Source organism: Paenibacillus sp. FSL W8-0426, assembly GCF_037969725.1.
Classification (GTDB): Bacteria; Bacillota; Bacilli; order Paenibacillales; family Paenibacillaceae; genus Paenibacillus; species Paenibacillus hubeiensis.
Genome location: NZ_CP150203.1, coordinates 1,441,632 through 1,457,598, shown reverse-complemented (window position 1 = coordinate 1,457,598; position 15,967 = coordinate 1,441,632). Strand labels below are relative to the sequence as shown.

Sequence of the window (15,967 nt, the reverse complement as noted above, 5' to 3'; positions counted from 1 at the left end):
AGGAGGAGTCAGTTATGTGTGGAGGAGCAAATCATACGCATCATCCGGAGTGGGAGCGCAAAGCTTTTGATCGCAGCCGTCCCATGCGAATCGGAATCGGAGGTCCTGTAGGATCGGGCAAAACCGCCCTTGTGGAAAAACTGTCCAAGGCGCTTCGCACCCGTTACAGCATCGCCGTCATCACGAACGACATCTACACGAAGGAAGATGCGGAAATTTTGCTGCGTCAGAACGCTTTGGCACCCGAGCGCATTATCGGCGTCGAAACAGGCGGCTGCCCGCATACCGCGATCCGCGAAGATGCTTCCATGAATTTCGAGGCGGTGGATGAACTGATCGAACGTTTTCCCGACCTGCAGTTGATTTTCATCGAGAGCGGCGGAGATAACCTGTCGGCTGCATTCAGTCCGGAACTGGCCGACGTATTCATTTACATCATCGATGTGGCGCAAGGGGAAAAACTGCCTCGCAAAGGCGGTCCGGGCATTACCCGTTCCGATCTGCTATTGATCAACAAAACAGACCTCGCTCCTTACGTCGGCGCCAGTCTCGAAGTGATGAAAGAGGATACCGAACGCGTCCGTGAAGGCCGCCCTTATGTCATGTCCAATCTGATGAGCGGCGAAGGCGTATCCGAGATCGTGCATTGGCTCGAACACCAATACATGGATGACGATGCTGCCGCTGCGCATCTGCATTCGCACAGCCATGACCACGGTTCGGCACACACTCATTGATCCCGTTCCGGAGATGCAGGCAACCGGGCCCGAACCAGAGCAGCCGATAACAGGCGCCATCACGCGCCGCAGCGAGCTTCGGGCCGGCTTTGCCCTTCAGGGCGGGAGAACGGTCATGATCGACCGCTATTACAGCGCCCCGCTCCGGTTCAGCCGCTCCTTCCGCCCTCACGGAGGCGGAAACGGGTTATGCGTGTATACATCGGATGTCTCGCCTGGCGTTTTGAACGGGGACGTATACCATTCGGAATGGCATCTCGGGGAAGGTACCCACGTCATGTTAAGCAGCACGTCCGCAACCCGATTGCACCCCACGCCTTCATTGCCATCCTCCGTGAAGCATCATTTCACGCTGGAACAAGGGGCCGTTCTGGAATACTTTCCGGAAGGCGTCATTCCGTTCAAAGGCAGTTCTTCCACACTTACCACCAGGTTCGATCTGCGAGAAAACGCCGTTCTGGCGTATGCGGATATTTGGGCTGCCGGGCGCGTTCATCGCGGGGAACTGTTCCAATTCCAACGTTACGACAGCCTGACCGATATCCGGTTGGGCAAGCAGATCGTCGTCTGGGACCGATTCGGCCTCGCCCCGGAGCGGGACGATCCAACCGAGTCCGCCGCATTGATGCATTACACCCATACGGCCGCATTGTGGATGATCGCTCCCGGACTCGGCTCTGCTGAATTAGAACTGGTTAGGCAGAGATTGCCGCACGGAAGCCGCATCCTGGCCGGTGCGAGCATGCTTGCCGCCAGCGGAATCGGCGTCCGCATGCTTGGCATGGCCGCCTGGGAATTGCAGGAGCAATGCCTGCTTCTCTGGAATGCGGTTCGCCCGGTGCTGCTCGGCAGCGAAATGCCTCCTTTCCGCAAATAACTCGGATGATAGGATGCGACAGGCAGATACGCATCCGGGCATGAACAGCGAAAAAAACCTCTGAACAGCATCAACGTCGTGTTGACCTGTTCAGAGGTTTTTATGATTCAGATCGATTCATCTTCCGTTCGATCCTCTTTCTTTTCAAGGAAGCCATCCCCGGAATGACGACCTTCCTTGGCCTTGCGATACCGGGTAAATTCAATATATTCGCTGATGAAAGACTGTTCTTCAGTCGATAATTCGTTGTCCTGGCAATCCAGTTGCCGCAATACGTCAAAAAAATAATCCTCCCGCTTCTCCCGCACCATCGCTTCCTTCGACGGCCGTCCGATCATAAGCCAATCCAGGCTCACATCGAAAAACGACGCAATCTCGATCAACTTGTTCGTACTCGGAATAGACTTGCCGCGCTTCCAATCCCCCAGATTGCCCGTGCTGATCTTCAGCTGCTGACAGAACGCCTTCTTGGTCATTCCCCTTTCGGCAATCAGTTGTTCAATTCGTTCATAGATCGACTGCATACAAGACCGCCTTCCAACCTTAGTAATCATGAATCCCTCTGCTCTGCTTTCCATCATCTCATGGGCCACACATTAAACAATATTATACCACAATCTGCCTGATCACTCAGCCCACCCCTAAGCATGTTGTACAAAAATAAAAAAGACAGGCTCTCATGTATACACATGAAAACCTGTCTTCGTTAATACTTATGTATGCGGTCGAGAGGACTCGAACCTCCACGGGCGTACGCCCACTACCCCCTCAAGATAGCGTGTCTGCCATTCCACCACGACCGCATATTCAAATGTAAAACTGGTGAGCCATGAAGGACTCGAACCTTCGACACCCTGATTAAAAGTCAGGTGCTCTACCAACTGAGCTAATGGCTCTTGCTGTAAAACTTCACCGAATGCGCCATATCACTTATGGAAAAGCAATGACCTTTTGTGAAGCAATGACCCGTAGGGGATACTCTCACTTCGTTCGAGACTGCGAAGTCTGTGCTAACGAGGCTTATCCTCCGACGAACCTTTGGGGTTCTCACCCCTTGTGTTGCAATGGAATTGCAATGACCCGTAGGGGATTCGAACCCCTGTTACCTCCGTGAAAGGGAGGTGTCTTAACCCCTTGACCAACGGGCCTTGTTAAACTCTGTCGTTCTTGGCGACAAGATAGAGTATATCATAGAATTCAAGAGGTGTGCAACACTTTTTTTGAAAAATAAATTTTAATGACATAAAACAAACATATTCGCTCTACTTCAATCCACATTAGTGTTATCCGCAACCACTGAATATGTAAAAACCTTATTAAAAAACCTTACAATCACTTATAATAACTTATAACATCGCAAATATCATTATAAAAACTTATAATTGAACTATTATATAAATTAGTCATCCCCATTAAGGAGGCATCTTGTTTGTTTCAAGAAGAACGCCTGCAGCTCATTATCGAGCATCTTCGCAAGCATAGCCGAATTTCCGCGGACGAGATCGTAACCCTGTTCGACGTATCCCGAGATACGGCCCGCAGGGATCTGATCAAGCTTGAAGAGCAGGAGGCCATCATCCGCACGCGCGGCGGCGCAATTCTTCCCTCGCCTCCACTCGAATTCAAATCTTACAAGGAACGCCTGCTCCATGTTTCCGAGGATAAACGCGCCATCGGAAAACTCGCGGCAGCGCTTGTGCGCGAAGGCGAAATTATCATTCTGGATTCTTCAACCACGGTTCAGGCCTGTGCGGAGAATCTGAACGGCAAATCCTGCACGGTCATCACCAACTCCATGCACTCGGCCGATCTGCTCTCCAACCATGCCGCAGTGGATATCCGCCTGCTCGGCGGCAAGATCAACAAGGATCAACGCTATGTTTATGGCGCCTCCGTGATCGAAACGTTATCCCGCTATTATGTAGATAAAGCTTTCATCGGCATTGGCGGCCTTACCATGCAGGGCTTCAGCGCCTCTGAAGAAGAAGGCAAAATCAAATACCAAATGATGCAGGCAGCCAAACAGGTGATCGTGCTTGCCGATCATTCGAAATTTGACAGGCAATACGGATACCGCTTTGCCGACTGGTCCCTCGTGGACGTGCTGATCACGAATCAATGGCCTTCCGCAGACTGGCTGGCTTTCCTCGAAGAACAACAAGTCGAGATTCTCATTCCTGAACCCATCAAAGAAAAGGAGCTGTAAGTATGATCAAATTGTTTGCAACCGACCTGGACGGAACGTTATTGAACCGCAATAGCCAGGTGAGTCCCGAAAATGCGGCTGCGATTCAGCGCGCCAAACAAGAAGGGCTTGAAGTTACGATTGCCACCGGCCGCGTCTATTCCGACGTGATCAACATTAGCCGTGATGGCGGCATCAAAACCCCTGTCATCGGATCCAACGGCGCCACCATCCATGACGAGAACGGCGAGCGCATTTTCCATCTTCCGCTGGACCGCGAAACGGCAGCATCGGTCATGAAATGGCTGGAGGAGAACGAAATTTATTACGAAGCCTCTACCCAACAGGGCATCTACGCCCCTTCCAACCACCATGCGCAAATCATGGCCGACATGGAACGCCTGCTCGACACGACTCCTGACGAAAACCTTAAACATATGATTTCCGGCATTAAAAAACACTATGCCAAAAAGGACCATTTCCGCGTCAATTCTCATCAGGACATTCCGGCTGAGGCTTTCATTTACAACATCATGGCCTTCTCGCTTGACCCGCTTCAATTGAAAAAAGGACGCGAGCACTTCGCCTCCCGATCGGACGTAGCCATGGTTGTGTCGGCCGAACACAACTTCGAAATGCAGCATCCCGACGTTTCCAAAGGAAATGCCTTGGCAAAGCTCGCCGAGCACTTCGGCGTTTCCATGAGCGACACGGCAGCCATCGGCGACAACTTCAACGATGTGTCCATGATCGAAATGGCCGGGCTTGGCATTGCCATGGGCAATGCCGTGGCCGAAGTTCAGGATCTGGCCGATGCCATAACGTTAACCAACGTGGAAAACGGCGTTGCGCATGCAATTCACTGCGTGCTTGACGGCAAAACGATTTCCCGTCCCGAAACCGTCATTTAACCTTTAACCCCGGCTATTTCAGCTCGATGGAACGCACATGCGGCACATCGGAAAGCAATGCAAGCAGCCGTTCTCCCTGATAAGGACCCGGCAGTTTAACGACAAACTCAAGCGTAGTCTCTCCAAGGAGACCTGCGCTTGTTTCTTTTTCTGCCCGGAAACCCGTCACCGCAATCCCCTCTTGCCCCAGCAGGGACAAGACGCTCTGGAGCGCAGCCCCTTCCTGATCCAAACGGATCGTCAACGTTTCCGACCTGGCGGATACGAGCCAGCGCGCTTGCCGATGGAGCAGCATTTGCGCAATGATGATGAGCAGCGTCACTCCGGCACCCGTCCAATATAATCCCGCGCCCATGGCCAGACCCATGCCAGCCGTTGCCCAAATGCCTGCGGCCGTGGTGAGTCCACGCACCGTTTGGCGCTGCGTAAAAATCATGCCGGCGCCGATGAATCCGACCCCGCTTACCACTTGTGCCGCAATCCGGGAAGGATCCAGCGACAGGTTGGTCCAGCCGGATTGATCCTGGAATCCGTATTTGGATACAACCATCATCAGCGCTGCACCTACAGCAACGACAAAATGCGTGCGGATCCCCGCTTCTTTCATCCGATTTTTCCGTTCATATCCAATGAACACACCGCACAGACCGGCGAGGACCACGCGCATCAAATATTCCCATTCCATCGCCATCCATCCTTTCGTATCATCTCGAAACAACGCCAACAAGGCGGACATCCCATCTCAAGTATGTATATGCTTACATTCATTATCCTTTACTAATTACCCCATTTTCAAAATACTTAAAAGACGAGGACCTTCGTCGGCCCCCGCCCTCTCTTCTTTCTTACGTCCGATCACTTCCTCGCCCTAAAGCTCTCTCCATGCTTCTCCCCGAGTCCGTAGTAGTGCCGAAAATTATAAATAAGCGGATTCCATCTTTCCGGATCAATATGGTCCTGAGCAGAGATGATCCCCGGATGGGCATGTACCATTAGCGCCTTAGCTTCAACAATCGCCATAAACGGCGTATGTTGGGGTATGCGAATATGCTGCACCGAGGCTTCGATTTGGAGCGCGCATTCGGCGATCCGATCAGGACGAACTTCTGCCGAACGCTGTGACGTAAACCCCGCAGCCTCGAACTTGTCCGAGCAGAATCGATATCCCATTTCCGCTTTTTCCTCAGGAACCGGACTTTTGCCTGTATACTTTCCCAAAAGCTCAACCTGTCTCCATAAGGTGGCATCCGGCAAATTAATAACACATTCCTTATGCCTGCTCAAGTTATCGAAAGCCTGCCCTTGAACGCCTAACCCAAGCACGACGCAATCTCCCAGAGCCCATGACGACGATAACGGGGATATGTTGGTTGACCCGTCCTCATTCAGCGTGCTGAGCAGCAGCACGGGTGTGCCATAATATAAAATATTCGGGCGGATCACTTCATGAAGCTCCACCGATTTTTCATGAAAAGTCCTGGTTTCACAGCTGTTGTTATGCTCCATATGATCCTTCAGGTAGCGATGTCCCATGTATCCTTCCTCCATTCCATCCTTCAAAAACGACTTCTTTCATAGCGACAACATGCATCCGACCTTCGGGGCAGATTTTTCGTGCCTGATTGCATTGTAATACGGCAATTGTTCAGTTATCATCGAAGTATGAATGCATACCCTAATATTTCAGCGATTGCATCATTAATCGCGGACCCCAGTCGTGCCGTATTTATGGAAGCCTTGCTGGACGGGAGAGCATTGCCTGCCGGCGAACTCGCTTATATGGCGGGGGTGACTCCCCAAACCGCAAGCAACCACCTGGCCAAATTGGTAGAAGGCGGATTACTCGTTGTGGAACGTCAGGGAAGGCATCGGTATTATCGCCTGGCCAGTCATGACATTGCCTTTTTGATCGAAACGATGGCAAGCATCGCCCCCCCTGTCTCCGTACGTTCCCTCAAACAATCCGATCAGCTGCAACAGCTCAGTTCCGCCCGCACCTGTTACAATCATCTGGCCGGAAAGTTGGGTATCGCCCTCTGCGACGCCTTGTTGCAGAAAGGCTATATCGTGGACGATGGCCAGAACAAGGATTATCACATTCCAACGAAAGGATATGAATGGTTTGAGTCGTTCGGAATCGACCTTTCGCATCGATCCGGAACGCGCAGAGCAATCGCACGCAAGTGCCTGGATTGGAGCGAACGCAGGTTCCATATCTCCGGCTTGCTCGGTGATCAACTGGAACGGCGACTGGCGGAGCTTGGATGGACGCGCCGCAAAACAGGCAGCCGTGCCGTCGAAGTGACGGAAGAAGGCAAACAAGGCTTGTCAAACGTGCTCGGAATCATGTTTTGAATCAAAAATAAGAAACTAAAAAATCCTCTTCACTGGAATCGTTAACCGATTCACGTGAAGAGGATTTGTATTTTGTATATTCAGTACGGAGAGAGAGGGATTCGAACCCTCGCACCGCTTACGCAGTCTAACCCCTTAGCAGAGGGTCCCCTTATAGCCACTTGGGTATCTCTCCAAAGAAATGGCTCCCCGAACAGGACTCGAACCTGTGACAACTCGATTAACAGTCGAGTGCTCTACCAACTGAGCTATCAGGGAATATTTTTAGTGGATAAAAATAATTTAACATGATTGGCTTGCCAAGTCAATAACGTTGACACTGTTTTAAACATTTTTTTGCAGCATTTTTCTCTTATGAGACAACTTCCGCTTCTTCTTGTGTCCGTATACGCGCTCTGCAATCATGACGGCATGTCGCGCAGCTCCAACTTTCCCGTGCAGCGTCCGCAGCGATAACGCTTCGGGTCCATTTTGCGTTTACGCAAGTATTCGGTGCCACAGCTTTTGCAAACCAGTTTATAGCGATAAGGCAGCGTCTTTCTCCCCATCCCGTCCGGCAGGGACTGGCAGAACCGGGAACCTCCCACTTTTTGCAGCAATGCCTTGAACTCCGGATCCCGATGACGATAACCGCGCCCCCGGATATGCAAATGGTAGTGACACAGCTCATGCTTGATAATTTTTTCGACCTCTTCCCGTCCGTGCACTTCAAGCTGACGAGGATTGATCTCGATCCGGTGGCTTTTCAGCATGTATCGTCCGCCCGTCGTCGACAAACGAGGATTGAATAGCGCCTCATGCGTAAACGGGACTCCAAAGTGCTCCAGAGACACCTGCTCGATCCATTGCTGCAATTCGTCATTCTCCACTGATTTCCTCTCCTTTGGTGCAGGCCAATCTTTTTGTTTGCAAGCATACCCTTGAATTGTAACCGTTTCGTGGGCTACACTGTCAAGTAGAATGTATGAGGGGAGCTACGACTCGTTATGCCGAAAATGCGTTACGTCATTTTGCAACAGGCAGGGCACCTGCAATTTGTGGAGATGCCGGCCGATTATGCCTATCAATTGAGTGCGCTCAATCTGCGCCTGCACAAGGAAATCGACAAACTCACGGCTGCAGATGTACCCGAACTGCCTCGGGCCGTTGCGGAATGCGACAATCTTGATTTGCTGAGCGAGCAATGGGTGATCGTTTCCGGGATGGATTACATCAACGCGCTGGAGCAGAGTTTTGCCAGATTGAAAGAGAACCATTACCCGTTGATTGCGCTGCTCACCGAAATTCGTGCGCTGCAAGCTCAATTGGAGCAATGGTACGAGGAAGAAGCCGAAGCGCTCTGATCGACTCGTATACACCCATAGGCAGAATACCCAACCTGAAAGTGCATTTTCCCCAACCGGAGGATGCGCTTTTTTGCGCTGTATGGCCCAACGTCGCTCATCTTGTATGCATGAACTCCAAGAAAAGCTTTCACCTGAACCGAGCAGCTATAAGGAGCTATGCTGGCATTGAATTTTCCAACGTTCATGCCCGGGTTATTCCGCACGGGTCAGGCTATAGCCACATATGCTAACGTACAGATGAAAACGCAAGAGGAGGAGATACCCTTGCCCCAATGGCTTTGCAATCAACTGATGCGGGCATTCCACAAAAAGGATAGCCGCCAGATCAAACTCCTGAACGAATGCTGGTTCTTTTATCGGAACAAACCGAGCAATAGCAGCGTATCTCGCAGCGCAGACAGTGAAATGTGACGAGCCCTTCACGGGCGCAGCCCGCTTTTTCGTTCGGACCGGTCGCGGAACACAACGAAGCCCATACATGACAAAAACAGCCTCCCCGGAAAGGGAAGGCTGTTCTCTGTGCGTGGTGTGCCGATCATGAGGACTGCTGAGCCGAAGCCGGCTTTTTCATGGTCAGTCCAACGCGGCCTTTTTTGACATCCACGTGAAGTACCCACACCGTCACATTATCGCCTACGGATACGACATCCATCGGATGTTTGACGTACCCGTTGCTAAGCTGCGAAATATGGACAAGCCCATCGCTCTTAATGCCGATGTCTACGAAAGCGCCAAAATCGATCACGTTGCGCACCGTACCTTGCAGTTCCATGCCTGGAACCAGATCTTCGATTTTCAGGACGTCCGTGCGGAAAATCGGCAGCGGCATCTCTTCGCGCGGATCGCGGCCCGGACGCTGCAGGCTGTCCAAAATGTCGCGCAGCGTAGGCACGCCAACGCCCAGCTTGGCAGCCAATTGCTCCGGATTTTGCCGGGAGAGCAATTCCGACAATTCTTTGCTGCCCAGCTTGTCCAGACCGATGTTCAGCTCGGCGAACAACTGGTCGACCACCTTGTAGGACTCAGGATGAATCGGGGTGCGGTCCAGCGGATTGTCTCCTTCGCCGATGCGCATGAAGCCGACGCACTGCTCATACGTTTTCGCGCCCAGACGCGGCACTTTCTGCAGCTGGCGGCGATTCGAGAAGCGTCCGTTCTCTTCACGGAACTTGACGATGTTTTTCGCGATGGTCGCATTCACGCCAGCCACGTAGGACAACAGCGAAGGCGAAGCCGTATTGACGTCGACCCCGACATGGTTGACCGCCGATTCGACGACAGCTTTCAAGCTCTCCTCCAGCACTTTCTGGGAAACATCATGCTGATACTGTCCGACGCCGATCGCTTTGGGATCGATTTTGACCAGTTCAGCCAGCGGATCCTGTACCCGGCGAGCGATGGAGGCAGCGCTCCGTTCGGCCACGTCCAGATCCGGGAACTCCTCCTGGGCGAGTTTGGAAGCGGAGTATACGCTCGCTCCAGCCTCGTTGACGATCAGGTATACCAGGTTGTCGTCCCCGTTCTCTTGAATGATCTCGGCAACAAACTGTTCCGTTTCGCGCGATGCCGTACCATTGCCGATGACGATCAGACCGATGTCGTACTGTTTAATGATGCGATGGAAGACTTCCGCAGCTTCGCGTTTTTTGTTGTTCGGCGGCGTCGGGTACGTGACGGCAACCTCAAGCAGTTTGCCCGTATCGTCCACAACGGCCAGCTTGCAGCCGGTCCGGTATGCCGGGTCCACGCCCAGCACGCTTTTGCCGTGGATCGGCGGTTGCAGCAGCAGGTTGCGCAGGTTGGCCGAGAAGACGGAAATCGCCTGGGCCTCGCCCTTCTCCGTCAGCTCTGCCCGGACCTCGCGTTCGATTGAAGGAGCAATCAGCCGTTTGTAGGCATCTTCGATGACGGCGCGCAAAATATCCTGCACGGCGGAAGCGCCTTTAATGATCTGGCCTTCCATGTGCCGATGGGCCGACTCCGGCTGGACTTCCAGCCCGACTTTGAGAATGCCTTCGCGCTCTCCGCGGTTAATGGCCAGAATCCGGTGCGGCGGCATTTTTTTGGCCAGCTCGCGATAGCTATAGTAGTTCTCGTACACGGATTCCTGTTCCGCATCTTTCGCTTCGGAAGTCAGCATGCCATGATCAAGCGTATATCTGCGAATCCAGGCGCGAATTGCTGCATCGTCGGCCACGTTCTCGGCAAGGATATCCTTGGCTCCCTGGAGTGCGGCATCCGCGTCGTCCACCCCAAGCTCGGCATTCACGTAACGTGCGGCTTCCTCCGCCACGTTCCCTTGTTTCGGTTGAGCCCAGATCCAGGCCGCGAGCGGCTCCAAACCTTTCTCCTTCGCCACGCTGGCACGTGTCTTGCGTTTCTGGCGATAAGGTCGGTACAGGTCTTCCACTTCCTGCAATTTGACCGCCTTCGTGATGGACGTTTTCAAATCCTCGGTCAGTTTGCCCTGTTCTTCGATAATGCGGATGACTTCGACTTTTCGGTCTTCGAGGTTGCGCAGGTATACGATGCGTTCTTCAATCTGCCGCAGCTGGTTTTCGTCGAGCTCGCCCGTCATTTCTTTGCGGTAACGGGCAATAAACGGAATCGTATTCCCCTCATCCAGCAGCTCCGTGGTTGTACGGATCTGTTTGAGCGATAACGACAGTTCCTTCGCAACTTGTTTTACAATACGTTCATGGCGTTCAGCCTTTATTTTCTCTTCATTCATTTCCATAACCGTTTCCTGTTCAGACAAATCCAATCCCTCTTTCCTTCCTGAATCGTACAGATCAGGCTATGTTCGGGGCAGCCGCGCTGCTGTAATCCCATATGTAACCTGCCACTTGAACAGGTTTCCCTTTTTTATATTATCACAAAATTCCGTGCAGATTTCCAGCAATCGTGCGCATAGCAAGTTCTTACAGCTCAGAACCAACCCCAATCCCTTTCCCGGCGACCGCAAAGAAGGGCCGAAACACATCTTCCAATGCATTTCGGCCCTGTTAGGATCGGATGGTTTAATTTAAGCCTCAAACACGTTCGAAGCGGAACATTTCGCTCAGGTAATCTCCTTTGGCTGCACCAACCGCAATGCCGCCATACATCAGCGCATCTCCGGTGAACGTTTCGGACCCGCCCTTCAAGCGATAATCCGCTTCCGGATCAAGCCCTTTCAGCTTCAGGCGCTGCAGCGGCGCATTCGGCTCGGACAGCACGCGGAAGTAAAAGACGACAACCTCGCTTCCGTCCGGCGACGTGAACATCCAGGCCGTTTCGTTGCCTTCGAACGGGCTGAGGAGACGACGGAACGTACCGAACTGGATCGTTCCGCGAATTTCCTTGTACAACTCGACCTGTGCCTTCACGATTTCATTCTCTTCTTCGGTGAAGCGAGTCAGGTCGAGTTCGTATCCGAAGTTGCCGGACATGGCTACATGCCCGCGGATTTCCAGGGAAGTGATCCGGTTAACCTGGTGATTCGGAACAGCAGAAATATGGGATCCCATCGAGCTTACCGGATATACGAGGCTCGTTCCGTACTGGATGCGCAAACGCGAGATGGCATCCGTGTTGTCGCTGGTCCATGTTTGCGGCATGTAATACAACATGCCCGGATCGAAACGGCCGCCGCCGCCCGAACAGCTTTCGAACAAAATGTGCGGGAACGAAGACGTGACGCGTTCCATAACGTCGTACAATCCAAGCATGTAGCGGTGAGCCGTCTCGCGCTGGCGATCTGCTGGCAGCAATGCGGAACCCACTTCGGTCATGTTGCGGTTCATATCCCATTTCACGTAGGAAATCGGGGCAGAGCCCAGAACGTCGCTGAGCATGCGAACAATTTCGTCACGCACGTCCTGGCGGGAGAAATCCAGCACGAGCTGCTGTCGGCCTTCGGTGCGGCGACGGTCAGGAACATGCAGGCACCAATCCGGATGGGCCTTATACAGCTCACTGTCCGGCGATACCATTTCCGGTTCGAACCAGAGCCCGAACTGCATGTCCAATCCGGTCACCCGGTTGGCCAGATCCTCCAGGCCGGCGGGCAGCTTGCTTTTATCCACGAACCAGTCACCCAGCGAGGAATTGTCGCTGTCGCGATGGCCGAACCAACCGTCATCCAAGACGAACAACTCAATGCCGAGCTTCTTGCCCGCTTGGGCGATCTGCTCAATCTTGTCCGCATTGAAAGCGAAATAAGTCGCTTCCCAGTTGTTGACGAGCACCGGGCGCTCCGCATTGCGGAACCGGCCGCGCGCCAGTCGTTCGCGATAAAGCTCATGAAAGGACTGAGACATGCCGTCCAAACCGGTATCCGAATATACCATAACCGTTTCCGGCGTCTGGAACGCTTCCCCGGAGTCCAGCTTCCAGCTGAAATCGAACGGGTTGATGCCCATGGACAGGCGGGTGGTTTTGAACTGATCCACTTCAGCCTGCGCCGTGAAGCTTCCGCTGTAGACAAGGCTGAAGCCGTACACCTCGCCATGATCCTCGTCGGTGCCCGGCGTCAGCAGCGCCAAGAACGGGTTCTGCTGATGGCCGCTCGCACCGCGGCGGCTCTCCACGCCTTGCATGCCGGAAGCCAGCGCTCTGCGCACCACGTCGCGCTCGCGCGTCCACGCACCGGATAGGTGAAGCAGTTCGTATCGGTCATGCGGAAAGTCAACGGACATGCTGAGCGCGCGCACGAGGTTTACCGCGGTAGCGCTGTCATTAATGACCCGCATGGAACGCGTAATCGCGTTGAACTTGTCGAATGCCGTGTAAGAAAGCTCGATGCGCACGCCTGCCACGCGATCTTCCAGCTCGATCACAAGCGTATCGGCTTCATCGGCCGATTCCACGTAAGTCGCTGGCAAGCCTTCCAGCACGGGTTTGCCTTGCTCCAATCGATGACCGACATAAGTAAACTCGGTAATCATCGATCCGTTGGCCAGCTGCAGCTGTACGGACGGGTGGCGGAAATCGCTCGTTCCATATACCGGCAGTTCCTGCGCCAATGTATCGAATGAAATGGTGCGATCTTCCGGCACGGGGTTAGGGCTGAACGATGCCCGTTCCGTGCGAACGTGAAGCCAGCCCAGATCGGTGTCTCGCAATTTTTTGCCGTAATACAGATGCACTAAATGCCCCGAAGGCATGACCTGAAATACGTAGCTTGCCTTGCGGGTCTGCAGATGAAACTGAAGCTTGTCCGGATTGATCAAAATGCTCATATGCTTCCTCCACTCTGTATATCTTTCTCGTAAACGGTTTCTCCGGTACCATTATAGCGAAAACCCTTTAATTGTTCTACGCTTTCACAACGCTTGATGAAGCTGGACATGCAAAGAGCGCACAGCCCTCTCTAAGACGGCCGTACGCTCCCTTAACAAACTGCGGTTATGATAGTGTTCTTCCTGGGAACCGCATTTCAAAAATCGATCAGCCCTATGCTGATCTGCAATGCCTCATTGACCAGCTTCATGGTCTCCTCGTCAAGATGGGTAATCTTGTCGGTCAGCCTTTGCTTGTCAATGGTCCGTATTTGTTCGAGCAAAATCACCGAGTCCCGATCAAACCCATGTGCCTCCGCATCAATCTCGACGTGCGTCGGCAGCTTCGCCTTCTGAATCTGGGCGGTAATGGCCGCCACGATACAGGTTGGACTGAATCGGTTGCCGATATCGTTCTGGATCACCAGAACCGGTCTGACCCCGCCTTGCTCGGAACCAACAACGGGAGAAAGATCCGCAAAAAAAACGTCACCGCGTTTTACGATCAATGTCTACACCCCGCTAACTAAGCGGTCCAGAGTGCTGTCCGCATCTTCCTCCGCGTGAAAGGCCTCGCATGCCATGGTTAGATTAATCTTCGCCATCTCCATGTACCCGCGCTGCATCGACTCGCGAATATAACGCTTTTTCCGCTCTGTCAAATACAGCTTCATGGCCTGCCTGATCAATTCGCTGCGGTTGGAATTCTCCATCGCGACGATGCCATCCACTTCCTGCAGAAGATGATCAGGCAGACTGATCATGATCCGCTTGGTGTTTTGCAAGTTGGCCACCTTTCTTCCACCCCCAAAAACCATTCGCCATTGTGTTCCAGTATTGCGTTTTTCCAGAACTTTTATACAAAGGAATATATATGCCCCCAGTATATCAAGTATGCTGTACTCCATTATAAACCGGGCAGGCATTATTCGTACAGGTCAGACATCCTTTTACAGGATTTACATCCTCGGATCGTTCCAAAGATAAGATTTCGGGACGGGATGACATTATTCCTGCCGATTCGGAAAAAACTTTGCTGGAAATATAAACCTTGCGAATGATTAGGTTGTCAAAAGGGGGTTGATGCTGGCAACTTCTGTTCCACCGCGTGTATATACGCGCGGAACGCGATGCGCGAGCATGCAAATCACCTCATAGTTGAGGGTACCGAGTTGGGAAGCGACCTCCTCTGCGGAAATGGTCTCCCCATGCTGATGGCCGATGAGAACAACCTCTTCGCCGGCTTGAATGTCTTCCGCTTCTTCCGCGAAAGCTTGCAGCGACACCATGCATTGGTCCATGCAGATCGTGCCGACAACGGGAACGCGGCGACCGCGTATAAGCACCTGCGCCTTGCCCGTCAGCATTCGGGAGAATCCGTCTGCATAACCGATCGGCAGTGTCGCTATTCGTTCATTGTCCTGCGTTACATAACGGGTTCCATAGCTGATGCCCCAATGGGACGGCAGCGTTTTGACCAGAACCGTTTTGGTTTTCAGCGTCAATACCGGCGAAAGCTTCACGGCCTGATGATTCACCTCGGCGGATGGATACAGCCCATAGAGACTGATTCCGACCCGTACCATGTCATAAGACAATCCGGGAGAATCGATCGCGGCTGCGCTATTCGCCGTATGTAAGATCGGGATGGTGCATCCCTGATTTCGCAGCGCATCCACCACGCCTTGAAACCGTCGATACTGCTCCAGGGTATACGTTTTGTCTTCTTCGTCTGCTTTGGCATAATGGGTAAACATGCCCTCCAGCTCTGCCTGCGGCAAATCGGCCACTTCCTGGACGAAAGCCACCGCTTCTTCCCCAGGCAGCAAGCCCAATCGGCCCATGCCGCTATCGATCTTGATGTGCACTTTGAGCCTGCGGTCGCTCAGGCCCGGGTCCAGACTGCGAATGGCCTCGAGCACCTCCCTGCTGAACAGGGTGATGGTCACGTTATGCTTCCAAGCCTCCACGATGCCTTCCGGCGGAGTATATCCCAATACAAGAATCGGCAATGTAATGCCATGCTGCCTTAATTCAAGCGCTTCGTCCAGAAAAGCAACGCTCAGATAATCAGCGCCGATTCGTTCCAGTTCTTTGGCCGTCTCCACTGCACCATGGCCATAGGCATTTGCCTTGACGCATGCGAGCAGCTTCATGCCTTGCGGCAATGCCGCGCGGAAAGCTTCTACGTTGCTGTCCAGATGGTCCAAGTTAATTTCCGCTTGGGTCGGCCGATATTGTCGTTGCACGTTCTTTCACCTTCTCCAATCTTCTTAATCCGCCTCATGTCAGTTT

16 protein-coding genes and 5 tRNA genes are annotated in these 15,967 nt (G+C 52.9%); 7 read left to right on the top strand and 14 right to left on the bottom strand.

Going from position 1 to position 15,967, the window contains the following annotated elements; genetic code table 11:
* Positions 1 to 14: 14 nt before the first annotated feature.
* The gene (gene ureG, locus MKY59_RS06560; RefSeq protein WP_236415125.1) at positions 15 to 737 is read left to right on the top strand and encodes an urease accessory protein UreG; all 723 of its coding nucleotides are present in this window, start codon (positions 15 to 17) and stop codon (positions 735 to 737) included.
* Complete coding sequence (locus tag MKY59_RS06555) at positions 670 to 1,614, top strand: urease accessory protein UreD (RefSeq protein ID WP_339276651.1); 945 nt, start codon at positions 670 to 672, stop codon at positions 1,612 to 1,614. Before ureG ends, MKY59_RS06555 begins: the two co-directional genes overlap by 68 nt.
* 107 nt (positions 1,615 to 1,721) lie before the next feature.
* Here the strand turns inward: MKY59_RS06555 and MKY59_RS06550 are convergent, their stop codons facing one another.
* The 4 genes from MKY59_RS06550 to MKY59_RS06535 form a co-directional block, all read right to left on the bottom strand.
* Positions 1,722 to 2,138, bottom strand: coding sequence for a helix-turn-helix transcriptional regulator (locus MKY59_RS06550; protein WP_236415127.1), 417 nt, complete (start codon positions 2,136 to 2,138; stop codon positions 1,722 to 1,724).
* A gap of 196 nt (positions 2,139 to 2,334) precedes the next feature.
* Positions 2,335 to 2,417, bottom strand: a tRNA-Leu gene (locus tag MKY59_RS06545).
* Positions 2,418 to 2,434: 17 nt separating this feature from the next.
* Positions 2,435 to 2,510, bottom strand: a tRNA-Lys gene (locus MKY59_RS06540).
* Positions 2,511 to 2,690: 180 nt separating this feature from the next.
* Positions 2,691 to 2,762 (bottom strand) — tRNA-Glu (locus MKY59_RS06535).
* A gap of 281 nt (positions 2,763 to 3,043) precedes the next feature.
* Here MKY59_RS06535 and MKY59_RS06530 point away from each other — a divergent pair.
* Both MKY59_RS06530 and MKY59_RS06525 read left to right on the top strand, forming a co-directional pair.
* Positions 3,044 to 3,820 carry a DeoR/GlpR family DNA-binding transcription regulator gene (locus tag MKY59_RS06530; protein WP_236415128.1) on the top strand — a complete coding sequence of 259 codons (777 nt, stop codon included), beginning with the start codon at positions 3,044 to 3,046 and terminating at the stop codon, positions 3,818 to 3,820.
* 2 nt (positions 3,821 to 3,822) lie between these two features.
* Positions 3,823 to 4,710, top strand: a complete 888-nt coding sequence (locus tag MKY59_RS06525) for a Cof-type HAD-IIB family hydrolase (RefSeq protein ID WP_236415129.1) — start codon at positions 3,823 to 3,825, stop codon at positions 4,708 to 4,710.
* A 13-nt stretch (positions 4,711 to 4,723) separates the two neighbouring features.
* Here the strand turns inward: MKY59_RS06525 and MKY59_RS06520 are convergent, their stop codons facing one another.
* Both MKY59_RS06520 and MKY59_RS06515 read right to left on the bottom strand, forming a co-directional pair.
* Positions 4,724 to 5,395: an MgtC/SapB family protein gene (locus tag MKY59_RS06520; RefSeq protein WP_236415130.1), complete on the bottom strand. Its 672-nt coding sequence runs from the start codon at positions 5,393 to 5,395 to the stop codon at positions 4,724 to 4,726.
* 170 nt (positions 5,396 to 5,565) lie between these two features.
* The gene (locus MKY59_RS06515; protein ID WP_339278341.1) at positions 5,566 to 6,216 is read right to left on the bottom strand and encodes a flavin reductase family protein; all 651 of its coding nucleotides are present in this window, start codon (positions 6,214 to 6,216) and stop codon (positions 5,566 to 5,568) included.
* A 156-nt stretch (positions 6,217 to 6,372) separates the two neighbouring features.
* Here MKY59_RS06515 and MKY59_RS06510 point away from each other — a divergent pair, with 156 nt between their 5' ends.
* Positions 6,373 to 7,065 carry a metalloregulator ArsR/SmtB family transcription factor gene (locus tag MKY59_RS06510; protein ID WP_339278340.1) on the top strand — a complete coding sequence of 231 codons (693 nt, stop codon included), beginning with the start codon at positions 6,373 to 6,375 and terminating at the stop codon, positions 7,063 to 7,065.
* An 86-nt stretch (positions 7,066 to 7,151) separates the two neighbouring features.
* Here MKY59_RS06510 and MKY59_RS06505 read toward each other — a convergent pair.
* The 3 genes from MKY59_RS06505 to MKY59_RS06495 all read right to left on the bottom strand — a co-directional run bounded on the left by MKY59_RS06505 (position 7,152) and on the right by MKY59_RS06495 (position 7,934).
* Positions 7,152 to 7,240, bottom strand: a tRNA-Ser gene (locus tag MKY59_RS06505).
* A 7-nt stretch (positions 7,241 to 7,247) separates the two neighbouring features.
* Positions 7,248 to 7,323 (bottom strand) — tRNA-Asn (locus MKY59_RS06500).
* Positions 7,324 to 7,466: 143 nt separating this feature from the next.
* Positions 7,467 to 7,934: a SprT family protein gene (locus tag MKY59_RS06495; RefSeq protein ID WP_339276648.1), complete on the bottom strand. Its 468-nt coding sequence runs from the start codon at positions 7,932 to 7,934 to the stop codon at positions 7,467 to 7,469.
* 117 nt (positions 7,935 to 8,051) lie between these two features.
* Here MKY59_RS06495 and MKY59_RS06490 point away from each other — a divergent pair, with 117 nt between their 5' ends.
* Positions 8,052 to 8,408 carry a hydrolase/acyltransferase gene (locus tag MKY59_RS06490; protein WP_339276646.1) on the top strand — a complete coding sequence of 119 codons (357 nt, stop codon included), beginning with the start codon at positions 8,052 to 8,054 and terminating at the stop codon, positions 8,406 to 8,408.
* Positions 8,409 to 8,675: 267 nt separating this feature from the next.
* Positions 8,676 to 8,822 (top strand): cortex morphogenetic protein CmpA, encoded by a 147-nt coding sequence (gene cmpA / locus MKY59_RS06485; RefSeq protein WP_236415136.1) that lies wholly within the window; start codon positions 8,676 to 8,678, stop codon positions 8,820 to 8,822.
* A gap of 124 nt (positions 8,823 to 8,946) precedes the next feature.
* Here cmpA and MKY59_RS06480 read toward each other — a convergent pair whose 3' ends face one another.
* The 5 genes from MKY59_RS06480 to alr all read right to left on the bottom strand — a co-directional run bounded on the left by MKY59_RS06480 (position 8,947) and on the right by alr (position 15,921).
* Entirely contained in the window at positions 8,947 to 11,148 is a 2,202-nt protein-coding gene (locus MKY59_RS06480) for a Tex family protein (RefSeq protein WP_339278339.1), read from the bottom strand.
* Positions 11,149 to 11,443: 295 nt separating this feature from the next.
* Positions 11,444 to 13,633 carry an alpha-galactosidase gene (locus tag MKY59_RS06475; RefSeq protein ID WP_339276643.1) on the bottom strand — a complete coding sequence of 730 codons (2,190 nt, stop codon included), beginning with the start codon at positions 13,631 to 13,633 and terminating at the stop codon, positions 11,444 to 11,446.
* Between the two features lie 197 nt (positions 13,634 to 13,830).
* A complete protein-coding gene (locus MKY59_RS06470) occupies positions 13,831 to 14,181 on the bottom strand; it encodes a type II toxin-antitoxin system PemK/MazF family toxin (protein WP_236415139.1) in 351 nt (116 codons plus the stop codon).
* Positions 14,182 to 14,184: 3 nt separating this feature from the next.
* Positions 14,185 to 14,466, bottom strand: coding sequence for a ribbon-helix-helix protein, CopG family (locus tag MKY59_RS06465; RefSeq protein WP_290371439.1), 282 nt, complete (start codon positions 14,464 to 14,466; stop codon positions 14,185 to 14,187).
* A 267-nt stretch (positions 14,467 to 14,733) separates the two neighbouring features.
* Positions 14,734 to 15,921: an alanine racemase gene (gene alr / locus MKY59_RS06460; protein WP_339276640.1), complete on the bottom strand. Its 1,188-nt coding sequence runs from the start codon at positions 15,919 to 15,921 to the stop codon at positions 14,734 to 14,736.
* Between the last annotated feature and the right edge of the window lie 46 nt (positions 15,922 to 15,967).